Source organism: Methylocystis sp. (assembly GCF_051062815.1).
In the GTDB taxonomy this organism is placed as follows: Bacteria; Pseudomonadota; Alphaproteobacteria; order Rhizobiales; family Beijerinckiaceae; genus Methylocystis.
The window spans coordinates 44,880-53,705 of sequence record NZ_JBPFDU010000100.1 but is presented as its reverse complement, the minus strand read 5'-3'; the positions used below and the strand labels follow the sequence as shown (position 1 = coordinate 53,705).

At 63.2% G+C, this 8,826-nt stretch carries 8 protein-coding genes; all 8 read right to left on the bottom strand.

The features are described 5' to 3' along the window. Nucleotides 1-1,538 (bottom strand): ribonuclease J (locus tag ACR65W_RS21185; protein ID WP_434503110.1); only part of this gene is annotated, 1,538 nt, incomplete at its 3' end. Continuing rightward, nucleotides 1,535-2,323: a biotin--[acetyl-CoA-carboxylase] ligase gene (locus ACR65W_RS21180; RefSeq protein ID WP_434500257.1), complete on the bottom strand. Its 789-nt coding sequence runs from the start codon at nucleotides 2,321-2,323 to the stop codon at nucleotides 1,535-1,537. The genes ACR65W_RS21180 and ACR65W_RS21185, both read right to left, overlap by 4 nt. A gap of 30 nt (nucleotides 2,324-2,353) precedes the next feature. Further along, nucleotides 2,354-3,787 carry an NADH-quinone oxidoreductase subunit NuoN gene (nuoN, locus tag ACR65W_RS21175; protein ID WP_434500256.1) on the bottom strand — a complete coding sequence of 478 codons (1,434 nt, stop codon included), beginning with the start codon at nucleotides 3,785-3,787 and terminating at the stop codon, nucleotides 2,354-2,356. 13 nt (nucleotides 3,788-3,800) lie between these two features. Continuing rightward, nucleotides 3,801-5,309, bottom strand: coding sequence for an NADH-quinone oxidoreductase subunit M (locus ACR65W_RS21170; protein ID WP_434500255.1), 1,509 nt, complete (start codon nucleotides 5,307-5,309; stop codon nucleotides 3,801-3,803). Next, complete coding sequence (nuoL, locus tag ACR65W_RS21165; protein WP_434500254.1) at nucleotides 5,309-7,351, bottom strand: NADH-quinone oxidoreductase subunit L; 2,043 nt, start codon at nucleotides 7,349-7,351, stop codon at nucleotides 5,309-5,311. Before nuoL ends, ACR65W_RS21170 begins: the two co-directional genes overlap by 1 nt. A gap of 8 nt (nucleotides 7,352-7,359) precedes the next feature. Further along, nucleotides 7,360-7,671, bottom strand: a complete 312-nt coding sequence (nuoK, locus tag ACR65W_RS21160; protein ID WP_018407012.1) for an NADH-quinone oxidoreductase subunit NuoK — start codon at nucleotides 7,669-7,671, stop codon at nucleotides 7,360-7,362. An 11-nt stretch (nucleotides 7,672-7,682) separates the two neighbouring features. Next, on the bottom strand, nucleotides 7,683-8,285 hold the full coding sequence (locus ACR65W_RS21155; RefSeq protein ID WP_123177172.1) for an NADH-quinone oxidoreductase subunit J: 603 nt from the start codon (nucleotides 8,283-8,285) through the stop codon (nucleotides 7,683-7,685). Between the two features lie 52 nt (nucleotides 8,286-8,337). Then, entirely contained in the window at nucleotides 8,338-8,826 is a 489-nt protein-coding gene (gene nuoI, locus ACR65W_RS21150) for an NADH-quinone oxidoreductase subunit NuoI (RefSeq protein ID WP_196393886.1), read from the bottom strand.

Here is an 8,826-nt window from a genome sequence, read left to right as displayed (position 1 = left end):
AAGGCGGCGAAGAGCGCCTCGTCGATGACTTCGCCCATCTCCTCGCCGAATTTGCCGCGTTTCGGCACGCCGGCGAAGACGACGTCCGGATCGCCGACAAGCTCGCCCTTGCGGTCAACCGCGAGCGCGATGGAAATGACGCCGGCGATCGACAGCCGCACGCGGTCGCGCACGGCGCCGTCGTCTTCGGTCAGGACGACGTCGCCGTCCTTCATCAGACGGCCGTGGGGGGCCTTCCCTATGATGCCCGGCGCGCCCGGCGCCAGTCGCACGATATCGCCATTGCGCGCCGAAACGACCTGCGACACGCCATGCGCCTTGGCGAAGGCCGCGTGCGCCGTGAGATGATGCGCCTCGCCATGCGCCGGCACGGCGATCTGCGGCCGGATCCATTCGTACATTTGCGTGACTTCGCCGCGACGCGGATGGCCTGAGCAATGCACGAGGTGGTCATGGTCGGTGATGACCTCGACGCCGATGTCGCAGAGCGCGTTGATGACGCGAAAGACGTCGCGCGCATTTCCCGGAATGACGCGCGAAGAAAAGATCACCCGATCGCCCGCGACAAGCTTGATCGACGGGTGTTCGTTCACCGCCGCCCGCGCCATGGCGGCGCGGGTTTCGCCCTGGCTTCCGGTGGCGATGACGACGGTCTTGTCGCGCGGCAAGGTCGGCAGCACTTCCGGCGCATGAAATCCGGGCATCCCGTCGAGATAGCCGCAGTCTCGCGCGACCTGGATGGCGCGATCCATCGCCCTCCCGGCGACGACGACGGTGCGCCCGCAGGCCTGCGCCGCTTCGCCGATGCCCCGCAGCCGCGCGATATTGGACGCGAAGGTCGTCACCAGCACCCGGCCCGGGGCTTCGGCGATCAGCGTGCGCAAAGTGCGCGCGACGTCGGCTTCCGAAAAACTGTCGCCCTCGCGCAGGATGTTGGTCGAGTCGCAGATGAGCGCGGTGACGCCCTCGTCGCCGAGCGCGCGGAGCCGCGCCTCGTCGATGCGCGTCCCGACGCCGGGCTGCGGATCGATCTTCCAGTCGCCGGTGTGGAGCAGCAGCCCGAGCGGCGTGCGGACCGCGAGCGCATTCGCTTCCGGAATCGAATGCGCGACGGCGACATATTCCACCTCGAACGGATCGAGATCGAGCTTTGCGCCGGCATGCGTCAGGGAAATGTCGATCTTCGGCGCGCCAGGTTCGTTCAACCGCCGCACTTCCAGGAGGCCCGCCGCGAAGGGGGTGGCGAAGACTCGGCATTTGAGCCGCGGCCATAAGGTCGCGAGCCCGCCGATATGATCCTCATGCGCATGGGTGATGCAAATGCCGACGAGATCGCGCGCGATCTTCTCGACGAAGGCGATGTCGGCGAAGACGAGGTCGACGCCGGGCGCCTCCGTCCCGGGAAAGCCCAGGCCGCAGTCGACCATCAGCCATTTGCGCGCTTTCGGCGGCCCATAGCCGTAGAGCGCCAAGTTCATGCCGATTTCGCCCAAGCCGCCGAGCGGCACGAAGACGAGGTCTGCGTCCAACGTCGTCATGCGACGCCTCCCGCCGCGGTCTGGCGCGGACCGAGCGACACGTCGCCCGCCTCGATGACGCGCTCGCCGTCTCGCGTCGCCAGCACAAGCCGGCCGGTCGCGTCGATGGTCACGAGGCGTCCCTCAACGGTCTCGCGCGGCAGCTCAACGCGAATGTGGGCGCCGAGATAGGCGGCGTCCGCCAGCCAGGCGTCTCGAATGCGGGCGAAGCCCTCGCCGCAGCGCCAAAGATCAAGCGTTTCGAGGAGCGCGTCGGACAGATGCGTAAAGAGCGTCGCGGCGTCTGGCGCGTTCGGCCCGATTGACGCAAGCGCGCACGCTTCGAAGGGCAGATCGCGCGGCGCCTCGGCGCAGTTGACGCCAAGGCCGATGATCGCGACCGAGGCGCGCGGCGCGCGCGCATCGCCTGTCGGCACGCCGACATTCTCAAGCAAAATCCCGCCGAGCTTGGCGCCCTCGAGCAAGAGATCATTCGGCCATTTCAGCGCGAAGCGGCCGGCGCCGCCCGTCGCGACGCGCAACCCGCGCATGGCCGCGACGCCCGCCACGAAGCCGAGCTGCGGCGCGACGGCGGCTTCGCCGAAATCGCCAAGAACAAGGCTTGCGTGAAGATTGCCCGGCGGCGAAATCCAGTCGCGTCCGAGACGGCCATGGCCGCGCGTCTGCCGCGCGGCGACCACCCATAAAGGTCCGCGCTCGCCCGCCTCGATCAGACGTCGGGCTTCGTCATTGGTCGAATCGACGCTCTCCAGCGCGAGGAGGCGCACGCCGCGGGCGCGCGCCAATGATCCCAACTCCACGCGCGAATTACCTCCCTAGAAAAGCGACTTCGCTGCCGCCGCCGCCGCGTCCATGACTGGCGTGGGATAGACCCAAAAGCCAAGCAGCGCCAGCGTGGATGCGGCAAGCACGGCGCGCAGCGCCATCGGCGCACGGTCGAAAGCCGGCGCCGGCTCATCGAAATACATGACCTTAACGACCCGTAGATAGTAATAGGCGGCGACCGCGCTCGCCAGCACGCCGATGACCGCGAGGCCAAAGAGGCCGGCGTCGACCGCGGCGAGGAGCACGTAATATTTGGCGAAAAAGCCCGCGAGCGGCGGAACGCCGGCAAGCGAGAACATCAGCATCGCCAGGAAGAAGGCCATCCAGCCGTTGGTGCGCGAGAGGCCGGCGAGGTCGGAGACATTCTCGACATATCTGCCTTCGACGCGCATCGCGAGAATGGCGGCGAAGGTCCCGAGCGTCATGATCAGATAGATCGTGAGGTAGATCGCGACGCCGTGCACGCCCGCCTCGTCGCCGGCAGCCAGTCCGATCAGCGCAAAGCCCATATGGCCGATCGAGGAATAGGCCATCAGCCGCTTGATGTTCTCCTGTCCGATCGCCGCGAAAGAGCCGAGCAGCATCGAAGCGATGGAAATGAAGATGATGATCTGGCGCCATTGGTCTTTCACGCCCGGGAAGGCGGTAATGACAATGCGCACGGTGATCGCCACCGCCGCCATTTTGGCGGCCGAAGCGAAGAAGGCGGTGACCGGCGTCGGCGCGCCCTGATAGACGTCGGGCGTCCACATATGGAAGGGCGCCGCCGACATTTTGAAGGCCAGCGCGGCCAGCACGAAGACAAGCCCGAAGATCACGCCGATTGGCGGGGAGGTCGAGACGGCCGCCGCGATCCCGGCGAAAGACACCGTTCCGGCGAAGCCATAGAGCAGCGACGCGCCGTAAAGCATCATGCCGGAAGAGAGCGCGCCGAGGACGAAATATTTCAAGCCGGCTTCCGACGATCGCCCGTCATCGCGCGCGAAGGCGGCCATGACATAGAGCGCCAGCGACATCAGCTCGAGGCCGAGATAGAGCGCGATGAGATTATCGGCCGAAATCAGCAGCAACATGCCGAGCGTCGAGAGCATGATGAGCACCGGATATTCGAATTTTTCGAGCCCGTTGCGTTGCAGCCAGTCGACGGACAGCAGAATCGACACGATCGCGCCGATAAGCGTCAGCGCTTTCATGAAGCGCGAGAACCCGTCGTCGATATAGGCGCCGTCGAATATGCTCGTGTCGGGCGTGCTCGACAGCGCGATCGCGACCAAGGCAAGGCCCAGAATGCCGACGGCCATTTCGTCGACGAGGCCGAAACCGCGCTCGCCGCGGAAGGCGCCGATGAGGATGAGCGCCATCACGCCGACGGCGAGAATCGTCTCGGGAAGAAAGTGATGCGCGAGTTGAACGAAAAAGGGCATCGTCAGCGATCCGTCATTGGCCAGCGGCCGCGAGCTTAACCGCGTCGATGAGCGCCGTATGGGTCTGGATGAGATTGTCGACCGACGCCTGCGTCGCGTTCAGAATGGCCTGCGGCTGCACGCCGTAGTAAATCGTGAGCAGAACGAGAGGCGTGAAGATCGCAATCTCGCGCGGCGTCAGATCGGTGATGTTCTTGAGGCTGGCCTTGTCCAAGACCCCGAAGATCACGCGGCGGTAGAGATAAAGCGCGTAAGCCGCAGACAAGACAACGCCGCTTGTCGCGATCAGCGCCACCCAGCTATTCGCCTGGAATGCGCCGGTGAGCGACAGGAACTCGCCGATGAAGCCCGTCGTTCCCGGCAGGCCGACGTTCGCCATGGTGAACAGCATGAACACGAAGGCGTAGAGCGGCATGCGGTTGACGAGGCCGCCATAGGCGGCGATCTCGCGCGTATGCATGCGGTCGTAGATCACGCCGACGCAAAGGAACAGCGCGCCGGCGACCAAGCCGTGCGAGATCATCTGGAAGATCGCGCCCTGCATACCTTGTGCGTTGAGCGTGAAGAGGCCCATTGTCACGAAGCCCATATGCGCGACGGACGAATAGGCGATGAGCTTCTTGATGTCTTCCTGAACGAGCGCGACGAGCGAAGTGTAGACGATCGCGATCACGGACAGCGCGTAGATAAGCGGCGCGAAATTGGTCGAAGCGTCGGGAAACATCGGCAGCGAGAAGCGGATGAAGCCGTATCCGCCCATCTTCAGCAGAATCGCCGCAAGGATCACGGAGCCCGCCGTCGGCGCCTCGACATGCGCGTCGGGCAGCCAGGTATGCACCGGCCACATCGGCATCTTCACCGCGAAGGAGGCGAAGAAGGCGAGCCATAGCCAGGTCTGCATCTCCTTGGGGAAGTCGGTATGCAGCAGCACGGTGATGTCAGTCGTGCCGGCCTTGCCATACATGGCGAGGATCGCGACCAGCATGAGGAGCGAACCGACGAGCGTGTAGAGAAAGAATTTGAAGCTCGCGTAGACGCGCCGCTTGCCGCCCCAGATTCCGATGATGAGAAACATCGGGATGAGGCCGCCTTCGAAGAAGAGATAGAACAGCACGATGTCGAGCGCGCAGAAGACGCCGACCATCAGCGTCTCGAGCACCAGGAAGGCGATCATATATTCCTTGACGCGCTTCTGGATCGAGTCCCAGGAGGCGAGAATGGCGAAGGGCATCAGGAAGGTCGTCAGCAGGACGAAGGGCATCGAAAAGCCGTCGACGCCCATCTTGTAGACGAGGCCCGAGCCGAGCCAGTTTTTCTCCTCGACGAATTGGAACGCCGCGCTTGTCGTGTCGAAGCCGGACCAGATGTAAAGCGACAATGCGAAGGTCGCGAGCGTCGTCGCGAGCGTCGCCCATCGGATATTGCGCAGGCTCGCTTCATCGTCGCCCTTCTGCGTCAGCAGGAAGGCGACGCCGACGAGCGGCAGAAAGGTGACGCCGGAGAGAATGCCGAAACCAAACATCAGCGCAGCCCCCCGGCGACGAAGTATGTGACGACCGCCGCGACGCCGATGAGCATGGCGAAGGCGTAATGATAGACGTAGCCGGTCTGCAAGCGCACCGCGAGCCTGGCGCCATCGGCGACTCGCGCCGCCACCCCGTCAGGCCCGAGGCCATCGATAATCGCGCCGTCGCCGCCCTTCCAGAACAGTCGGCCAAGAGCAAAGGCGGGCCGAACGAACAGGAAGTCGTAGAGTTCGTCGAAATACCATTTGTTGAGCAGGAACTGGTAAAGACGTGGGAAGGTTCTCGCCAGCGCCTGCGCGGTTCCCGGCTTCAGCACATAGAAATAGAGCGCAACGACGAAACCCAAGGCCATCACCACGGTCGGCGCAAGACCGACGCCGAGCGCCACGTCATGGAACTCATGGATGATGTGATTGTCGCGGCCAGTGAAGAGAGCGCCTTTCCAGAATTCATCGTAATCATGGCCAATGAAGTATTTGCCAAAGACGATGCCCGCGCCGAGAGCGCCGAGGCCGAGCACCGCCAGCGGCGCCAGCATGACAATCGGCGACTCGTGCGGCGCGTGATGGGCGTGGCCATGGCCGTGGTCGTGCGAATGATCCTGATGAGTTTGATCGCCATCCGCATGGGCTAATTCCGCCGCCGTCGGCTCCTCATCCGCATGGTCCGTTTGAACGGCATGGGCCTTACGGGCGCCAAAGAAGGTCATGAACACCAGCCGCCAGGAATAGAATGACGTCAGGCCGGCGGCGGCCACGGTCGCGACAAAGGCGAACATCGCCATGTGATGATGTTCGCCCGCAGCGAAGGCCGCTTCGATGATCGCGTCCTTGGAATAGAAACCGGCGGTGAACGGAAAGCCTGTGAGCGCGAGCGTGCCGATGATCATCATCGCGAAGGTGAAGGGAATATCCTTGCGCAGCCCGCCCATGTTGCGCATGTCCTGCTCGTGATGCATGGCATGGATCACGGAGCCCGCGCCCAGGAAGAGCAGCGCCTTGAAGAAGGCGTGGGTGAAAAGATGATAGACGCCGATGCTATAGGCGCCGACGCCTTCGGCAACGAACATATAGCCGAGCTGCGAGCAGGTCGAATAGGCGATGACGCGCTTGATGTCGTTTTGCACGAGGCCGACCGTGGCGGCGAAAATGGCGGTTACCGCCCCAACCAGCGTCACGAATTCAAGAGTCGCTGGCGCATATTCGAAAATCGGCGATAGGCGGGCCACCATGAAGACGCCGGCCGTCACCATTGTCGCAGCGTGAATGAGCGCCGAGACCGGCGTCGGGCCCTCCATCGCGTCCGGCAGCCAGGTGTGCAGCAGGAATTGCGCCGACTTACCCATCGCGCCGATGAAGAGCAGGAAGGTGGCGAGCGTCAGCGCGTCGACATCCATGCCGAAGACATGGATCGTCTTGCCGGCAAGCCCCGGGACGGCGGCGAAGACCTCCTCAAAGCCAAGCGACTTCGTCAGTTGGAAGACGAGGAAAATCCCGAGCGCGAAGCCAAAATCGCCGACGCGGTTGACGACGAAGGCCTTGATCGCGGCGGCGTTTGCGGAGGGCTTTTGATACCAGAAGCCGATGAGCAGGTAGGAGGCGAGTCCGACGCCCTCCCAGCCAAAAAACATCTGCACGAGATTGTCGGCGGTCACCAGCATCAGCATGGCGAAAGTGAACAGCGACAGATAAGCGAAGAAGCGCGGGCGATCCGGATCCTCGTGCATGTAGCCGATCGAATAAAGATGCACGAGGCTCGACACCGTATTGACGACGACGAGCATCACCGCGGTCAGCGTGTCGACGCGCAGCGCCCAATCGACCTTGAGGTCGCCCACGGTCATCCAATTGCCGATGATCGGCGCATAGCCGTGATCGTGTCCGAGCGCGACGTCGAAGAAGACGATCCACGACAGCACGGCGCAGATCATCAAGAAGCCCGTCGTGACCAGCTCCGAGGCGCGCACCCCGATCCAAGGTCCGAGCGCGCCTGCAATCAGAAAGCCGACAAGCGGAAGAAAGACGATGGCGTAAATCATCGCTGGGGTCAGCCCTTCAAGGAATTGATGTCTTCGACGGCGATCGTGCCGCGGTTGCGATAGAAGGTAACGAGAATCGCGAGGCCGATCGCCGCCTCCGCCGCCGCGACGGTCAGCACGAAGAGCGCGAACACCTGACCCGTCAAATCGGCGAGCGACTGCGAGAAGGCGACAAAGTTCAGATTGACCGCAAGCAGGATCAGCTCAACCGACATGAGAATGACGATAATGTTCTTGCGATTGAGGATGATGCCGGCGACGCCGAGCGTGAACAGGACCGCCGCGACGACGAGGTAATGCGTAAGGCCGATGGTCAGCATGGATGTCCTCGTTAGACGCCGGTCCGAAACGGAACTTTCTTGATCTCGATCACATTTTCGCGCGTGCGCGCGTTCTGCTCGTCGATCTTCTGCCGCTTGATGTTGGGCTTGTGATGGAGCGTCAGCACGATGGCGCCGATCATGGCGGTGAGCAGCACAAGCGCCGACGCCTGAAAGAAGATCACATATTTCGTATAGAGGATTTGGCCGAGCGCCGCCGTGTTGCTCATTTGCGGAATGATCGGATTGGCGGCGGCGTCGGCGGCCGAAGGCGCCGAACTCCAGCCGAGCGCAACGAAACCCAATTCCGCGAGGACGACGACGCCGACCCCGACGCCAACGGGAAGATATTTGGCGAAGCCCTGCTTCAACTCGGCGAAGTCGACGTCGAGCATCATGACGACGAACAGGAACAGCACCGCGACCGCGCCGACATAGACGACGATCAGGATCATCGCCAGGAATTCCGCGCCGGCGAGCAGAAACAGCCCCGCGCCATTGCAGAAGGCGAGGATGAGAAAGAGCACCGAATGCACCGGATTGCGCGCGAAGATCACGACGCCGGCCGAGGCGATCATGATCGTCGCGAATAGGTAGAAAAATACGGCCTGCACGTTCTTCGTCCTTACTGCGCCGATGCGGCGTGTTCGTTCGCGTCTGTTGCTGTTACCTGTACTGCGCGTCCATCGCGATGTTGCGCGCGATCTCGCGCTCCCAGCGGTCGCCGTTCTCGAGCAGACGCTCCTTGTTGTAGTAAAGCTCCTCGCGCGTCTCGACCGAGAATTCCGAATTGGGCCCCTCGACGATGGCGTCGACCGGGCAGGCCTCCTGGCAGTAGCCGCAATAGATGCATTTGACCATGTCGATGTCGTAGCGCGTCGTGCGGCGGGTGCCGTCGTTGCGGCGCGGTCCGGCTTCGATGGTGATCGCCTGCGCGGGACAGATCGCCTCGCACAGTTTGCAGGCGATGCAGCGCTCCTCGCCATTGGGATAGCGGCGCAGCGCATGCTCGCCGCGGTAGCGCGGCGACTGCGGATTCTTTTCGTGCGGATAGTTGATCGTCGCCTTCGGCTTGAAGAAGTAGCGCATCGACAGCAGGAATGCGCCGACGAATTCGGTGAGGAAGAGCGACTTGGCGGCTTGATCGAGTTTCAT

Bases quoted from the DNA above. Each gene is read 5' to 3' on its own strand.
- nuoN (WP_434500256.1), bottom strand. From the start codon at position 3,787: ATGCCCTTTTTCGTTCAACTCGCGCATCACTTTCTTCCCGAGACGATT.
- ACR65W_RS21170 (WP_434500255.1), bottom strand. From the start codon at position 5,309: ATGTTTGGTTTCGGCATTCTCTCCGGCGTCACCTTTCTGCCGCTCGTC.
- nuoL (WP_434500254.1), bottom strand. From the start codon at position 7,351: ATGATTTACGCCATCGTCTTTCTTCCGCTTGTCGGCTTTCTGATTGCA.
- nuoK (WP_018407012.1), bottom strand. From the start codon at position 7,671: ATGCTGACCATCGGCCTTACGCATTACCTCGTCGTCGCGGCGGTCCTG.
- nuoI (WP_196393886.1), bottom strand. From the start codon at position 8,826: ATGAAACTCGATCAAGCCGCCAAGTCGCTCTTCCTCACCGAATTCGTC.